17 protein-coding genes, 1 tRNA gene and 1 pseudogene are annotated in these 14766 nt (G+C 62.8%); 7 read left to right on the top strand and 12 right to left on the bottom strand.

Going from position 1 to position 14766, the window contains the following annotated elements:
• Positions 1–351 precede the first annotated feature (351 nt).
• From ACSS7Z_RS12945 to ACSS7Z_RS12925, 5 genes are all read right to left on the bottom strand, one after another.
• Positions 352–765, bottom strand: coding sequence for a DUF4260 family protein (locus ACSS7Z_RS12945; RefSeq protein WP_438255277.1), 414 nt, complete (start codon positions 763–765; stop codon positions 352–354).
• Entirely contained in the window at positions 762–2579 is a 1818-nt protein-coding gene (gene nhaA / locus ACSS7Z_RS12940; protein ID WP_438255276.1) for a Na+/H+ antiporter NhaA, read from the bottom strand. Before nhaA ends, ACSS7Z_RS12945 begins: the two co-directional genes overlap by 4 nt.
• A 466-nt stretch (positions 2580–3045) precedes the next feature.
• Complete coding sequence (locus ACSS7Z_RS12935; RefSeq protein WP_438255275.1) at positions 3046–3672, bottom strand: NAD(P)-dependent oxidoreductase; 627 nt, start codon at positions 3670–3672, stop codon at positions 3046–3048.
• On the bottom strand, positions 3669–4886 hold the full coding sequence (locus ACSS7Z_RS12930; protein ID WP_438255274.1) for an FAD-dependent oxidoreductase: 1218 nt from the start codon (positions 4884–4886) through the stop codon (positions 3669–3671). Before ACSS7Z_RS12930 ends, ACSS7Z_RS12935 begins: the two co-directional genes overlap by 4 nt.
• A 15-nt stretch (positions 4887–4901) precedes the next feature.
• Positions 4902–5507, bottom strand: coding sequence for a PadR family transcriptional regulator (locus ACSS7Z_RS12925; RefSeq protein ID WP_438255273.1), 606 nt, complete (start codon positions 5505–5507; stop codon positions 4902–4904).
• A gap of 45 nt (positions 5508–5552) precedes the next feature.
• Here ACSS7Z_RS12925 and ACSS7Z_RS12920 point away from each other — a divergent pair, with 45 nt between their 5' ends.
• Positions 5553–5729 (top strand): hypothetical protein, encoded by a 177-nt coding sequence (locus tag ACSS7Z_RS12920; protein WP_438255272.1) that lies wholly within the window; start codon positions 5553–5555, stop codon positions 5727–5729.
• A 206-nt stretch (positions 5730–5935) separates the two neighbouring features.
• Here the strand turns inward: ACSS7Z_RS12920 and ACSS7Z_RS12915 are convergent, their stop codons facing one another.
• From ACSS7Z_RS12915 to ACSS7Z_RS12905, 3 genes are all read right to left on the bottom strand, one after another.
• Positions 5936–6676, bottom strand: coding sequence for an SDR family NAD(P)-dependent oxidoreductase (locus ACSS7Z_RS12915; RefSeq protein WP_438255271.1), 741 nt, complete (start codon positions 6674–6676; stop codon positions 5936–5938).
• A 371-nt stretch (positions 6677–7047) separates the two neighbouring features.
• Positions 7048–7431 carry a DoxX family protein gene (locus ACSS7Z_RS12910; protein WP_438255270.1) on the bottom strand — a complete coding sequence of 128 codons (384 nt, stop codon included), beginning with the start codon at positions 7429–7431 and terminating at the stop codon, positions 7048–7050.
• 48 nt (positions 7432–7479) lie between these two features.
• Positions 7480–8637 (bottom strand): alpha/beta hydrolase, encoded by a 1158-nt coding sequence (locus ACSS7Z_RS12905; protein WP_438255269.1) that lies wholly within the window; start codon positions 8635–8637, stop codon positions 7480–7482.
• 129 nt (positions 8638–8766) lie between these two features.
• Between ACSS7Z_RS12905 and ACSS7Z_RS12900 the strand changes: the two genes are divergently transcribed.
• Together ACSS7Z_RS12900 and ACSS7Z_RS12895 are read left to right on the top strand one after the other, a co-directional pair.
• A complete protein-coding gene (locus ACSS7Z_RS12900; protein ID WP_438255268.1) occupies positions 8767–9312 on the top strand; it encodes a TetR/AcrR family transcriptional regulator in 546 nt (181 codons plus the stop codon).
• A 257-nt stretch (positions 9313–9569) separates the two neighbouring features.
• Entirely contained in the window at positions 9570–9779 is a 210-nt protein-coding gene (locus ACSS7Z_RS12895) for a hypothetical protein (RefSeq protein ID WP_438255267.1), read from the top strand.
• Here ACSS7Z_RS12895 and ACSS7Z_RS12890 read toward each other — a convergent pair.
• Both ACSS7Z_RS12890 and ACSS7Z_RS12885 read right to left on the bottom strand, forming a co-directional pair.
• A complete protein-coding gene (locus ACSS7Z_RS12890; protein ID WP_438255266.1) occupies positions 9776–10513 on the bottom strand; it encodes a group I intron-associated PD-(D/E)XK endonuclease in 738 nt (245 codons plus the stop codon). The genes ACSS7Z_RS12895 and ACSS7Z_RS12890 overlap by 4 nt on opposite strands.
• Before the next feature lie 126 nt (positions 10514–10639).
• Positions 10640–10716 (bottom strand) — tRNA-Pro (locus ACSS7Z_RS12885).
• Between the two features lie 116 nt (positions 10717–10832).
• Between ACSS7Z_RS12885 and ACSS7Z_RS12880 the strand changes: the two genes are divergently transcribed.
• The 3 genes from ACSS7Z_RS12880 to ACSS7Z_RS12870 are packed head-to-tail and all read left to right on the top strand — an operon-like array spanning position 10833 to position 12470.
• A complete protein-coding gene (locus ACSS7Z_RS12880; RefSeq protein ID WP_438255265.1) occupies positions 10833–11417 on the top strand; it encodes a GNAT family N-acetyltransferase in 585 nt (194 codons plus the stop codon).
• A 22-nt stretch (positions 11418–11439) separates the two neighbouring features.
• Positions 11440–12111, top strand: a complete 672-nt coding sequence (locus ACSS7Z_RS12875; protein WP_438255264.1) for a lysoplasmalogenase family protein — start codon at positions 11440–11442, stop codon at positions 12109–12111.
• Positions 12108–12470, top strand: coding sequence for an Hsp15 family ribosome-associated heat shock protein (locus ACSS7Z_RS12870; RefSeq protein ID WP_438255263.1), 363 nt, complete (start codon positions 12108–12110; stop codon positions 12468–12470). Before ACSS7Z_RS12875 ends, ACSS7Z_RS12870 begins: the two co-directional genes overlap by 4 nt.
• A gap of 12 nt (positions 12471–12482) precedes the next feature.
• Here ACSS7Z_RS12870 and ACSS7Z_RS12865 read toward each other — a convergent pair.
• Positions 12483–12974, bottom strand: a pseudogene (locus tag ACSS7Z_RS12865) (NUDIX domain-containing protein); the annotation flags it as partial.
• Between the two features lie 80 nt (positions 12975–13054).
• Here ACSS7Z_RS12865 and ACSS7Z_RS12860 point away from each other — a divergent pair.
• Positions 13055–13612, top strand: coding sequence for a nucleosidase (locus ACSS7Z_RS12860; protein ID WP_438255262.1), 558 nt, complete (start codon positions 13055–13057; stop codon positions 13610–13612).
• Positions 13613–13633: 21 nt separating this feature from the next.
• On the opposite strand, the gene ACSS7Z_RS12855 is transcribed toward ACSS7Z_RS12860, so the two are convergent.
• Positions 13634–14707 carry a Glu/Leu/Phe/Val dehydrogenase family protein gene (locus tag ACSS7Z_RS12855; protein WP_438255261.1) on the bottom strand — a complete coding sequence of 358 codons (1074 nt, stop codon included), beginning with the start codon at positions 14705–14707 and terminating at the stop codon, positions 13634–13636.
• Positions 14708–14766 lie beyond the last annotated feature (59 nt).

Below are 14766 nucleotides of genomic sequence, written 5' to 3'. Positions count from 1 at the left end.
CAACAGGATGCTTTGCTGACGAAGTGGGCAACGACTTCGTTTCGAATCAGAGTTAGCTCGCTGTAGAAGGGCTTGTCGGTACGCATCTGCGTGAGCTTCGATGTCATCGCGGTGGTTGCTTCGCCGAGCCGAGTCATGTCGAGGAAGTTCTCTAGACGACTGTGCTGCTTGCCAGCTTCAGCCCCCAGCTCCCTTAGGAGGATCCCGATGCCTCGATCAGCCTCGATCAGAGCGAGAGCGAGGTACTTCTCAGCGGTGCTTCAGCCCGAAGTTGGCGGCTCGCACGATCGCGAAACAAATGGGTAGCCTGCTGAACTGAGACAGAGCAAAGGACGTAACCACGGGTCGCCATCAGGCGCGCGTTTTCTTGTCCTTCCCGATCCATCCCATATGGGTGTGTGTGAAGGCGTCCGGGAGCTTCAGCCCATATCCGAGAACGCGGTCGACTCCCACGTGGAATGCCCAGGCGAAGGCGATGATGGCGGACCACAACGACAGGGCGGGCGCGGAGCTGCTGGCTACGAGTGCGACAACAGCCAGAACGGCAGCCCACGCGTAGGTGTGAATAGCGTTGTACCAGGCGGCTCCTGCGGCGGGAGACCGAAGATATCCGAGTTGTGACAGATCGAACACCAAGAACAGTGCCAGTGGCATCCACCACCAGTCTGGGGCTAAGACGATTGTCCCCACGAGCGAGAACACCGCGATCAGGCCACCTTCAATACGCTGGATTACTGCTGGTCCTGTTACGCCGCCGTCTCTCATTTGTGATCTTCTCCTTCTGCTCGGACCGCCTCTGAGGAGGTCCGGCCGGTCCGAGCTGTGATCTCGAGGGCGCGGATGAGCGAGGCTGCGTCAAAGGGACCGGTGTGCCGCACGCCGTTGACGAAGAAGGTGGGCACGGCAGTGATCTCCATTGCCTCGGCATCGAGCGTGTCGTCGCGAACGCGTGCAGTGACCTCCGCCGAGTTGAGGTCGATTTCGAATCGATCAACATCCAGGCCCAGCTCAACGGCACGCCGCAGGATGTCTGCGGGCAGCTGGTTATTCTGATCTGCGAACAGGCTCCGCATGAACTCAGGAAATTTTCCCTGTAGCGCAGCAGCTTCAGACGCCTCCGCTGCGGCGAGCGCGTTGGGATGGTAGCTCGTGAGCGGAGCATGCCGCCAGACATATCGCACCTTATCCCCGAGCTCACGCTGCACTTCCGCAATTGCCCCTGTTGCTTTGAGACAGAATTCGCACTGGAAGTCGCCGTACTCGACAAGCGTGTAGGGAGCGTCATCTGGCCCGAACGTATTATCGCGAGACCCATCAACGGGACGCACGAGCGTGCGGCCAACCTCAGTCATCGGGTGCACGAGATCCGAGATACGAAAGAAGAGGCTGGCGAGTGCAAACGCGATGACGGATGCTGCGAGCACACCCACGCGCGCGATGTTTTGGGTATCCGGGTCAGAGATCGCTAAATCGACGATCAGCAGCGAGATCGTGAATCCAATCCCTGAGAGCAGCCCACCGCCGGCTATGCGATCAAGTGTGAGACCCGGCCCGAGGCTGCCGATGCGGAAGACCTGCATGAGCGCGGTAGCTCCAAAGATTCCGACGAACTTGCCGACGACGAGACCGACGACGATTCCCCACATGATCGGAGATCGGACTGCGGCAGCAAGGACTTCTCCGCTGACGTGCACCCCGGCGTTCGCCAGCGCGAACAGCGGGATGATGGCGTATGCGACAAGCGGTGCATAGGCGGTTTGCAGTCGTTCGTTGATCGAAATCGATTCGCGCAAGCTGTTGGCGGCTACGCGCGCATACTGGGAATTTGGTGATTGGCGGAACGTGCGCGTGAGATCCAGAGCGTGCTCGACATCTCGGCGGTTGGGCCGATAGACGGGAACGAGGAGCGCAATAGTGACGCCTGCGAGTGTCGGATGCACACCAGAAGCGAGGAATGCGAGCCAGATGATGATCGAGAGCAGAGCGTACGTTGGCCCTCGACCGGCCCGAAGATACCGCGCGAAGTAGATTCCTGTGAGTCCGATTGCCGCGATGACGAGGGGAAGCAGCTGCACGTTCTCCGTATAGATGAGAGCGATGATTGCCAGGGCACCGATGTCGTCAACGACGGCAAGAGCGAGAAGGAAGACACGCAGCCGTCCAGGCGCACGCGGGCCGACGAGAACGAGAGCGCCGACGAGAAACGCGGTGTCGGTCGAGATGACAACGCCCCACGCGTCTTCATTGCCGGTCCCTGACGTGATCATGATGTACAGGAGCGCGGGAACCCCGAGGCCCGCGATTGCCGCTACGACGGGAACCATCGCACGCGACCACGTCGTGAGCTCGCCGATGGCAAATTCTCGCCGCACTTCGAGCCCGACCGTGAAGAAGAACACCGCCATGATCGCTTCATTGACGAACCCGTGCAGGGTGAAGTTCAGCTGCAGATCCTCGACGCCGATGACAAGGTGAGTGCCCCACACTTGTTCGTACGAAGCGTACGAAATGTTCGCCCAAGCGATCGCGACGACCGTGGCGATCAACAGTAGGAGTGCACCGAGTCGACTTTGCCCCATAGCTTGGATTCGACTGCCGAAGGAGTGCTGGGAACGAGATTCGGATCGGTCGCGTTCCGGGTCTGGTGACCGCCGAATGATGGTCAGACCGACGTCGGAGCGCACAGATGCGTCCGATGATGATTCGTGTGCATTCATCGTCTGCGCCTTAACTCGCCCTTCTTCCGTGCAAACCATCTTGCTCTCGTTTGAGCCTGCGCGGTTGGTCAGTTCGAAGAAGCACCGCGGTCCAGGTTCGTCCTGGATCACCCTGACGCATACGCAGGATCCGGTCGGGCCAACCCAGCTGGTTCCTTCAGCGCCCAGAGTTGCGCCTTAGCCCTAGTCATTCTGGATCTCGCGGTCGACGCACCACCTAGCGGGACGTCACCCGCAGTCCATCTCATGGGACGCATGGTTTGCATGATTCTGGTCCCCAATTGGTCCCCGCACCGCAGTGCGGGTCACGCCCGCCGAGCTTCTATGCCTACCCCCGCGCATCGCGCCCTCGTACGCTCACTGCCACACGCGAATAATCGCCGGACTCGGCGAGGTTGACGAGGAGCTCAGCAGCATCCGCCCGGGTGAGTCCGGTCGGCCGGTCCAGCTCGCCCGTGCTCACGTGCGGCATGCCGACAGAGGGCGCATTGGCGAGCCTGTTGAGGCGAACGATTGTCCAATCGAGATTGCTGTTGGTGACCACCCCTCCGGCATGCGCAGTATCGGCATACGCGGTTGCGAACACTCGGCGCAGTAGCGCCATCACCAATGCGGGATGGCGGGCGACGATCGGGTAGGCGCTCGTCATGATGAGTCGCCGCGTTCCAGTCGTGGTCATTGCTCTCACCAGGGTCCTGGCCGAATCCCGCACGGCTGTCGGATCGGCGCGGTCGCCACCGGCGAGCACCATGATGACCGCATCGGCATTCGCCACAGCGGTCGACATAGCCGTCAGATCCCTTGCATCACCGCGAACTGTCACGACCAGAGGCGATTGGTCGGGGACGCGTTCGGGGCGTCGGGCCAGCCCGGTGACGTGATGCCCGTGAGCCGTGGCCGCCTTGACGACATGTCCGCCGAGACGGCCCGCAGAACCGATGACGGTGATCCTCATGGCCATGTCCTTTCAGCGTTCGACCGCGAATTCCAGTCGAGATGGTGTTCGTAGATCTCGCGGGAGCTCTTGGTATCGGCGGTGAGCCGCAGCACCGTGGGCAGCAGGGCATCGCGCATCATTCGACCGAGCGGACCGGGTGCCTTGCTGTTGTTGATTCGGGCGGCGGCTTTGACGATCTTCTCGACGCGGGGTCGCCGGATCTTCTCGAATGCGGCGAAGGCCGCGGCCGGAGAATCGTGGCCCCGGAGGGCGGCAGCCAGTACCGCGGCGTCCTCGATCGACAGCGAGGCTCCCTGACCCGAGGTGGGCGATGGTGCGTGAGCAGCGTCGCCCACTACCAGCATCCGGTCGGAGTGCCACCGCGGGAGCGAGGGCAGAGTGTGGATAGCGGTCATCGGAGCGAAATCGTCGGTAGCTGCAATCAGTTCGAGTGCCGGTCCGGCATCATCGCGATAAAGGTCAGCGAAAACGTTCCTCCACTTGTCGGAACTTAGCGCCTCAACTTCACCCCGCGCAGGTTCGCGTCGACGCGGAATGTTGACGAACCACCAGACCTCACCATCCGGTGCAGTGGCATAGCCGAAGAAGGCACGCCTGCCAAAGATCATCTCGTAACTCCCGGGAGCGGCTTTCACAGTGACGCCGCGCGCGTAGCCACCGGTGGTGAGCAGCCCACTGAACTTCGGACGCGGCGCATTTGGGTCAATGATTCGTCGAACGGTGGAGTGAATGCCGTCGGCTCCGATGAGAATATCGGCCTCTTCTTGAGTCCCATCCGAAAATTCTGCGCGAACACCATGACCTGTTTCGTGGGCCGAGATCAGTTGCTTGCCTTGCTGGATTGCGATGCCACGGCTCGTCGCCTCGTCATGCATGGCGCGGTAGAGCGCTTCACGCTGAATCGTCCGGCTGACGGTGCCGTCCGCTAACGTGCCGCCGGTCGGGGTGATGCCGAGGGTCTTGCCGGTGTGGGTACGGAGCCTGATCCCGGGCGTGGCGAACCCGGCCGCTATGGCACGGGTGTCAGCGTCAAGCGCGCGGAGCGCATCGATGCCGTTGGTGGCGAGGGTAAGCATAATTCCACGGCCATCGGCACCTTCTGGTCGCGCCTCGAACACGGTCGAGTGAATACCCGCTTTGTGTAGAGCGATCGCGCTAGCTGGCCCGGCGATACCGCCACCGATGACAAGGGCTGTTCTAGGTTGGGTCATGTCTTCAGTTCCTTTCTAACGAGTGGGGTCGGGTCGACTGTTCCAGAACGGTGCCCAGCCGGTACTGGTGATCTTGCGAATCAAGGTGTCGATGAATTCGGACTCCGCCCGCAGCAGCGCGATGCGGTAGTCGTCTTCCACCAGGAAGATCGGATGGACACCTCCGGCGATGGTTGTCGCCGCCTGCACGGCCAATGCTGATGCTTCTGTTTGGTTCTGCCGCTGTCTTGTTCGAAGTGACTCGACCGCTTCATCGATGGCAAGGATCGCCACGAGCGACAAGGCAGCGGAAAGCGATGGAAACTCGGCTGGCGGGTTCTCAATAAGATCTCGCAACCAGGCGCGGGTCTCGACGCGGCCGGCATCCGTCAACTCGTAGACGGTGTGCTTGGGGAGTTTGCCGGTGCGGCCGGTACCCGCAGCAACGATCATTTCTGCTTCAGCGAGCTGTTTGACCACGCCGTACAGCGCGCCGTAGCTGAGCTTGAACGTCTTAGCTGCGTCATTGTTCTTCAGCTGTCGATACAACTCATAAGCATGCATCGGTTGCTGAGTCAGATACGCGAGAACAGCGAGGCCTAGAACATTCTTACGGGCCGCGCGAGGGAGGTCTTGGCTCATACCGTCGAGACTAATCACGCAAAACTAGTTTTTCAAGACTAGATTATGATCGACCACACCATCGACGAATGGGTGATGAGGTACGGCGCATCCACGATCAAGAACACGATCGCACCGCTGACAAGAGTTCTCGACGAGGCGGTGCGCGACGGGCTCCCACCCATGAGTCCAGACAAGAATCGGCCCAAGCGGAGCCTTAGCCGTGATGACTCCCGAGAATAATCTGCTGAGGGGGCATCGCCCAGAGCGCACGCGAGGTCTCCTCGGCCACGCCTCCTCCGAAACCGCCCGCGAATTCCTACACCAGTCTCAGCCAGGCGCTCATTTAGCCGTGGAACGCGAGAAGGCCTGCAGTCTGAGTGTGTATAGCACCACTCAGACTGCCGGCCTTCTCTTCTATCGGTCACAAACGTACTGACCGAGTACAGCTAAATCGCCGTGGCACCACCGTCGATGACGAGCTCACTGCCGGTGATGTACGTCGACTCATCCGATGCGAGGAAGACGACGAGGTCGGAGATTTCACGCACGTCGGCCATGCGCTTCACGGGGATGGTCTGCGCAAACGCGTCGACGTCTTCCTTCGGAACACTGGCGAGCAGCGGCGTCATGACTGCTCCGGGGTGAACGGAGTTGGCGCGGATGCCCTTGTCGGCGTACTCGATGGCGACAGCCTTGGTGAGGCCGCGGACAGCGAACTTCGCCGCAGCGTAGGCGGCGTTCGTGGCCTGGTAGACGAAGCCCGCGACCGAAGAGATGTTGATGATGGAGCCGCCGCCGTTCTCGAGCATGCCCGGCAGTACAGCCTTGATGCCGTAGAAGACGCCGTGCTGATCGACGGCGACCGTGCGGTCGTAGTCTTCAAGCGACAGTTCTTCGATCTTGGCCATGGGGCCCGCCAGGCCCGCGTTGTTGACGAGCACGTTGACGGGGCCGAACTTGTCGTTCGCCTGCTTGACCACGTCGGCCCAGGCTTCAAAATCTGTGACGTCGTGCTTGATGAACAGTGCATTCTCGCCGATCTCGTTGGCGACCTTTTGGCCAGCCTCGGCGTTGACATCGGTCAGCACGACCCGTGCTCCGTGCTCAGCGAGCACGCGGGCGTGCGACTCGCCCATGCCTGCACCGGCTCCGGTCACGATAGCGACCTTGTTTTCTAGACGACTCATGAAGGTTCCTTTCTTTGCCGCGCCCGCACGCTGGAATCCGTATTTGCGTCGTGCGATACGCGCTCAATGGGCTTTTTAGGCTCAAGGCCGGCGCGGGTGTTTTTATGCTTCCACCCTACCAGATCAATGCATACGCATACATTTCAGCACATGTCGTCACTCTGTGCCCGTGCCGTCATCCAGAACAATACGACGCGCCCAAAAAAAGGGCGCTTTCCGAATTTCACGGCCTCACCGCCCACAAAATCATGACATCGACAGAAAAAGGGGCCGGCACTCTTGGCAACAACGAAACGCCCCCGAGAGTTACAACTGCGCTATGCCTGAGCGCTTGACCAGATTTGACCGGACCTACGTGCGCGACCGAGGTCTCACCCTATGAAGGGATGCCGGCCGAAACGGCCCCACGCCAGAAAGACGGCCAGGACAAGGTAGACCACGTTCCCCGTCATTGATTTCACCTCTCCCCGGCGGAGGTGGACGAAGATCGCGCCGACCATCACTACCGCTAGCCCGATGGCGGCTAGTGGCACCAGAACCGGGGCGATGCTGAGCACGGCGGGAAGGATCAGGCCCGACGCGGCCAGAACCTCGACGACACCGATGGACTTGATGGCGGTTGCGCTGAAGTCTTCGGCCCAGCCCTGGGCTGGTGCAGTGACGAGCTTCGCCTTTGGCAGGACCAGCTTCACGGTGCCGGACGCCAGGAAAACTGCAGCCAGCAGTCCGGCAACGATCCACAAAGCAATATTCAAAATGGTCTCCTCGTATGGTTTATCTGGCAACTTGATTTCGCCAGGTGGTTAATTCGCCTCACCATTCCGACGGAGCACCGGGCCGCGGTGAGCGCTATGCCGGTGCTCGGTTCTGTCGGTTTCGAGGATGAGCTCGATGAAGCGCTGAACGGCTTCTGAGACGGCGGCCATCCGCAACGACGGGAACATGTCGAAGTTGTGGTTCGCGCCGCGCAATTCCGCATACACGACGGGGCTCGTCGACACGTCGCGAAGCTGCTCCGCGTAGGCACGCGCTTCTTCGCGTGGGATCAGCGCGTCGTGCGTGCCGTGCACGATCAGAAAGGGCGGGGCATCCGCATTGATCGCGGTGTGCGGCGAGACCACGTCAGAGCCCATTCCGGCCGCGCCGAAGTATTCGTACAACGCGACGACGCCGCGCACAGGCGCGCCGGTCAGTGCGGCGGTCGTGGCGAGGTTGGCACCTGACGAACCGCCGGCCACGAAGATCGCGCCCGGGTCGCCGCCGTACTCGCTGGCATGGTCGCGGACCCAGTCCAGTGCGTCATGCGCGTCGGCGATCTGGTCCGGATATCGCACGCCGTACATACGGTAGTTCACGCTGATGCAGACCCATCCGCGGGCGGCGAGATAGTACAGCATGGCGTGGGAGAAAATCGACTTGCCGCCCCAACCGAAACCATTCAGGCCGCCGTTGTGGAGGTACACGAGCACGGGGGCCGGGGCCGTACTGGTTCGGTGGCGGGGCACGTACACGTCAAGCAGGTGTCCGATGCGGGCCGGCCCGTAGCGTCGGTTGCGGATGCGTCGTACGTCGGGGCGCCACGACACGATGGGTAGCAACACGATCCGCCACCACGACGAACGACTCCTGGGCACCACCCCACGGGGTCCGTAGACGCTCTCCAGCGCTGCCGAGAGCGTCGTGCGCGACGAACCGGCACGCACCAGGATCCACCCCAGCATCATGGCGACCAGCGCGGTACCAACGACCGTCAACCACCACCAGAATCCCGGCTGCGGATTCAGCACAGTGGCCCACGTGCCGGCCACCAGCCACCACAGCCCGATGAACGGAAGTTCGTTCATCCACCACCCGAATGCGAACGTCACCCGGAACGGCGCACTGCGACGTGGGTGGAAGGGAATTAGTGCAAATACGGCGAACAGGGCAACCGAGAGTGTTGTTGTCAACGCGCTGTTCATGCTCGCTCCTCCGATTTCGTGGTCTGGTCGAGCAGCATGTGGCACCTCCATCGATGATTTACTACTCTTGTAGAGAGGTCCCTACTCTACGCCTGTAGAGTAGGGTGTCAACCTGTCGCGGAGGTCATCGTGCTGAGCAGCAACCGCCGTGAGCAGCTGGCCGACGCCGCCCTGGCGACGATCGCGCGGGAAGGCAGCCGGGGCCTAACGCACCGGGCCGTCGACCGTGCCGCCAGGCTGGCCGAAGGCACCACGTCGTACTACTTCCGGTCTCGAGGCAGCCTGCTCGAGGCTGCCGTGCGCCGACTGGCGCAGCACGACGCCCAGATGCTAATTTCGTTGCCCACCAGCTCACCGGACGAACTCGTCGACGCGTTCGCCCACGCCGTCGCCGACCTCGAACAGCAGCGATGGCTGCATGTCGCGCGGCTCGAACTCACCCTAGAGAGCACGCGGCATCCGGAACTGCGTGTCGTTCTCAGCGAATCCGGCAGCACGATTCATCGCGCGCTCACCGACCGACTGCACGCATCGGGGCTGCCGGATGCGGCGACCCGCGCAGCCGCGCTCCTGGTCACCGTCGACGGGTTGCTGGTCGACAGCCTCGCCGGCACCGACGCTCGAATGCCCGGACCCGACCACGCCCGCAGGCTGCTGCACAAAGCGCTCACGTAACACCAAAAATCAACGCCAGTATGGTCAAGTGCAGGAGGCAGAATGCTCGATCTGAGCTATGCACGGGATCTCGTCGTCACCGGAATCATCTTCGGCATCGCGGCATTCGCATGGGGCGGCTGAGCGGCCCCCGGCAGGATGGGCCTGGCGTGTGGTGCTCGCCGCGATCAGCGTCGGCGGATTGGTGCTCGCTGCCATTGGCATCCCGGTCGCCATCGAAAACTGGAACACTTCCACGGCGATCGATTTCCGTCGTCGTGTTCTGGATCAAGGTCATCGCCATCGTCGTCCTCGCCATCGTGCTTTCCCGCCGCCGCCGCGGCGAGCTCATCGCGCCCGTGGTGCTCATCATCGTCGGTGTGCACGACGCAGCTTCGCGCCGTCTCGGGATTAATCCACGAACCGGAAGGGGACGGATCGCGACGGCGATGGACCAGTACGGCGTCTACGGTGCGGTCAAGGGCTAAGCCTGAATATTAGCCATCGGTTGTTGTCTGTATCGAGCGTATGCGCTCAGATGAATCGCATGCAGTCCGCCGACGTCAGCAACCGGAATCAGAAAGCAATTCAGATCACCATCAATGACAAAGAACTCGTCGATCTCTTCTGGCCCGTACGTTCTGCGGACGTTTCCCGTCGTCGACAGGTAAGCCTTCCACGACCTACCTGAACGCGTACGCGTGGTTTTGACTTGCACGCGCCGAATTCCGCGAGCGTCAGACACAAGCAGGTCGTATCGACTGGACTCGAGTGGCCAGGAGACGTCACAACCTGACATCGTGAACCAAGCTGCCGCTAATAGGGCGCCTGCACGATCAAGATGGTGAATCGCGGGCGTCAGCCCCGCCGCCGAATCAGCCCGCGCAGGCGCCTTGAGATGGGATACTGCGATATTGAGTCTTGCTGCATGTCCCCTCAATACCGCAACTTCCGACTCGTGCATGATCGACAAAGCTTCACCTACTTCAGCCCAGGTGGCCGCCTTGCGGATCGCGCCTCTCAGTTCGTCTTCTGTCCAACGGCGCTGACCACAAAAGTGCTGATAACTCAGGCCGAGCTCATCGGCGCGTGTCCGCACAGAGCAGATTGCGGCAGATGACGTGCTTGCGAGTCCCAGTGCGCGCAGCGTGCCCCGCCAGCTAGTCGAGGCCGTGATCGCGTCGGCCAGCTGTTCGTCGGAATACGTCCGCTCGCGCACCATGGCGTCACTCTACGGTTGGCCCCAGACAAAAGTGAACCGCACAACGCAACGTGACCTGCGGATATTCAAGGACCTGCTCCATCACCAACGAAAAATCGCGGAAACCCTTGAGTTTCCGCGATTCTTTGGTCGGGCTGACAGGATTTGAACCTGCGACCCCCTGACCCCCAGTCAGGTGCGCTACCAAGCTGCGCCACAGCCCGTTGTTCTGCGCTCACGCGCAGGCAACTCCCCTATCTTAGCCGGATTTCAACGCCTTCGCGAACCGGCGTGAGAACGAGCCCTTGCCTGTGTCGGGACCCCGGCGTAGCGTGCCGATATGCCAACAATCACGACCGCTCTTGCCCGTCCCGAGCTCTGGGACGACATCCAGCACGCGTTGAGCGGTGGCGGCGACGGACGAAGTTGCCAGTGCGTTTGGCCCGTGCTGACCAACAAGGAGTGGGAGTCCACCAGCTTCGATGCGCGCACGACGATATTCCAACAGGAGATCGCCTCCGACTCCCCACCCGGCCTCGTCGCCTACGTCGACGACGAAGCCGCAGGATGGATGCGCATCGGTCCGCGTCCCGCCCAACGCCGCCTCGCCCGAACCCGCAACATCATCACCACCACCCGCGAACCGCTCGACGACAATAGCGTCTGGGCGGTCACGTGCTTCGTCGTCCGCAAGGAGCACAGAGGGCAGGGCATCAACGCCGCGCTCCTGAAAGCCGGGATCGATTTCGCCCGGGCATCCGGCGCCCGCGTCATCGAGGGCTACCCGATCAACACCGCGCTGACCGACGTGCGTGTGAACGATCTCTTCCACGGCGCACTGTCGACCTTCTTGAACGCCGGGTTCACCGAAGTGCCGAGCACCAAACCCAACCGACCGCTGGTGAGTCTCGACCTCCGCGGCTGAGCCGCCGATCTACGATGGGGGGATGCAGCGCAGCACCCCACCCCGCGCCCTCCAGCTCTGGGCTTTCATCCCGTACGTCGTAATGTCGGTCGTGCATGTGATCGCCCTGGCCGTTCAGAGCGACATTGCCGGGCCGACCAAGCTCTGGCTCATGCCTTTGCTCGCTCTGCCGATCCTGCTCTCGCTGCGGCTTCGCCCTCATCTGGCGATCGCACTCCTCGTGGCAGCCGTGTTCTTCTCCTGGCTCGGCGACGGCGCCGGCGCCTTCTTCCCCGGCGGGCCCGAGCTCCCCCTGATGCTGCTGTTCTTCGGCATCGCTCACATCGCGTACATCATCGTGTTCCTGCGCACCCTGCGCCTGCGAAAGATGCCGCCGTGGGCACTGGTCTACGCCGCTTGGTGGGTCGCCATGGTCGCTGTCCTCGGCCCGCACACGGGCCCGCTGCTACTCGCCGTCGCCGGGTACGGCCTGGTACTCGGCAGCACCGCCGCGTTCTCGACGCGCTGCCATCCCCTCATCATCTGGGGTGGTGTCTTCTTCCTCATCAGCGACACCGTCCTCGCTTTCCGCCTCTTCCTCTCCGACACGATGCCGCAGTGGACGAGTCCGCTGGTGATGCTCACCTACACGCTCGGCCAGGGGCTGATCATCGCCGGTGCTCTCGTGACCCTCCGTCTGAGAAAAACCTCATGATGGATGCCCCGGTCAGAGTCGACAGTTGGCTGTGGGCGATCCGCATCTACAAGACCCGCTCCGCCGCCACAACCGCATGCCGCGCCGGGCATGTGCGCGTCAACGGCGAAAAGGCCAAAGCCGCCCAGATGGTGAAGCCCGGCGACGAACTGCGGGTGCGTATCAGTGGGTTTGACCGCCTCCTCGTCGTCCGGCAGACGCTCACCAAACGCGTCGGCCCGCCGGTCGCCGCACTCGCTTACGAGGACCGCACTCCCCCGCGCGACCCGGTTGCCGCCCTTGGCCTGCGCGACCGCGGTGCAGGCCGCCCGACGAAACGCGAAAGACGAGACATCGACCGGTTGCGCGGGCGAGACTGAATCCGCTCAGCCCAGCCTTTCGCGCAGGCTCGGCCACGCATCGGCAAACCCCGGATGCAGTGGACGCTCGGTGACCTCATCGACAGGCACCCACTCCAGAGCCACGCTCTCGGGGTCGCTGATCACCGGCTCGAACGGCCTGACCACGTCGGCGACGACCGTCGTATACGACCAGATCTTCAGATCGAGCACACTGGTGAACCGTGGCGAAACCGCCCCCACGGGGACACCTGCTTCTTCCGTCGCCTCACGCAACGCCCCATCGATCGCAGATTCGCCCTCGTGCAACGCTCCCCCGGGCAACCCCCAGGTGCCGCCGAAATGACTCCAGCTGACCCGGTGCTGCAACAGGATGCCGCGCTCGGCATCCACCGCCAGCAAACCGGCTGCGCCGAAACGCCCCCAGTACTTCTCCCCGGTCGCCGCAACAACCCAGGCGTCACCAGGATCCCGCGGCCCATCCGGACGTCGCGGCTCACCGGGAACAGGAGGAACGATCGTCATTACCTCAGCATTTCACAGCATCCACTCCTCTGGGTCGGCGACAGACACGAGCGGCAACGTAACTCTGGGAGAATAGTCGGGTGAAGCTTCTCGTCGCCGCCCTTGATTCCGAACTCGTCGCCTTCCCCGAAGATCTGCCCGGGTTTGAACGCCTCGTGACCGGACCCGGCAAACTCAAGGCCACCTTTGCCCTCACCCGCGCCCTCGACGCCGGCACCTACGACGAGATTCTCGTGGTAGGCACCGCCGGTGCTCTCGACGAGTCCGTCGCATCCGGTGTCCACGAGATCAACTGGACGTTCCAGCACGACGTGATCAACGAAGAAGGCGTCCGCGGCGAGCATGTGTCCATGCCGCAACGCATGGATCTCAGCGACGGCGACATGGTCATCGCCACCGGAGACAGCTTCATCGACGATGCCGATGCCGTACAGCTGATCCTGGCGCTGGGCGGTCGCCTCGTCGACATGGAGTCGTACGCGTACGCGTGGGTCGCCGCGCAGTTCGGCGTACCAATCCGCATTTGGAAGGCCGTCTCCGACCGTGCTCAAGATGACGCGAACACCACCTGGACTGAGGCCGTCACCGCGTGCAGCCACCAGCTGCGCGAGCGTCTTCGCGACGCGTACGGCGTCTGAGCGGCCCCAGCCCCGCGACGATTAGCTCAGCGCGGGCGTAGGTGCACCCGAGCGCAGACGTGCGGCCGCGAGCTCTTCCGCCGCCGCGAGGGGCGTGATCCCACGCTCTGCAGAATCGGTGAGGATCGTGCGGACAGTGTCGCCGATCTGCGCGACGCGCTCCATAATCTCAGCCCGCGTGCCGAGCTGCTTGGCCTCATGGTCGAGATAGATCACACCGCCAGCGTTGACGACGAAATCCGGTGCGTACAGGATGCCGCGCGAAGCCAGCCGATCCGCACCGCTGTGCGAAGCGAGCGGATTGTTCGCCGGCCCGCAGACTGCGGCGGTGTCGAGGGCATCAATGACCTCGTCCGTCAGCAGCCCGCCGATGCCGGCCGGCACGAACACATCCGCCGGCACAAGGTGCTCCGTGCCAGGCTCCACCCACTTCGCCCCCAGCTCGCCCGCCAGATGCTGACGCGCGGAGTTGACGTCGGTGACCGTCAGCACCGCCCCCTCGGTCGAAAGCCGAACGGCGAGGCGTCCGCCAACCTGGCCGAGTCCGGAGATCGTGATGCGGCGCCCAGCCACGTCCGCCGAACCCGTGGTGCGCTCCAGTACAGCGCGCAGTGATTCGTAGACGCCCAGGCTCGTGGGCCCGGCCGGTTCACCCGAGCCACCGGTAGCATCCGGAAGTCCTACGACATGGGCCGTGCGCTCAGCGACAACGGCCATGTCGTCCATGGTCGAGCCAACGTCCTCGGCGGTACGGTACAGACCGCCCATCGATTCCACTGCGTCACCGAGATCGAGGAACGCATCACGACGCCGTTGCGCGTCAAGCTCGGTGCCGGGCTCCAGCCCGATGACGGACTTTCCACCGCCAGCATCCAACCCTGCCGTCGCATTCTTCAACGTCATCGCTGCGGAAAGACGCAGGGCGTCACCGAGAGCATCGCTCCAGTGCGGGTACGTCCACAGCCTCGCACCGCCAAGGGCAGAACCGAGCACCGACGAGTGCAGCGCTACCGCAATGAGCAGGCCGCTGCGCCGTCCGGTGATCACCTCCACACGTTCGTGGGCGAACTCGGGCAGGGGCAGGGTATGCGACATTGCAACCTCTTTCGACGGGCCTTGTGGGCGCAGAAGGTGGATGCCGCTGTGTCGCAGCA

It is taken from the genome of Microbacterium wangyouchuni (assembly GCF_051546305.1).
In the GTDB taxonomy this organism is placed as follows: domain Bacteria; phylum Actinomycetota; class Actinomycetes; order Actinomycetales; family Microbacteriaceae; genus Microbacterium.
This window is presented reverse-complemented; position numbering and strand designations above follow the sequence as displayed.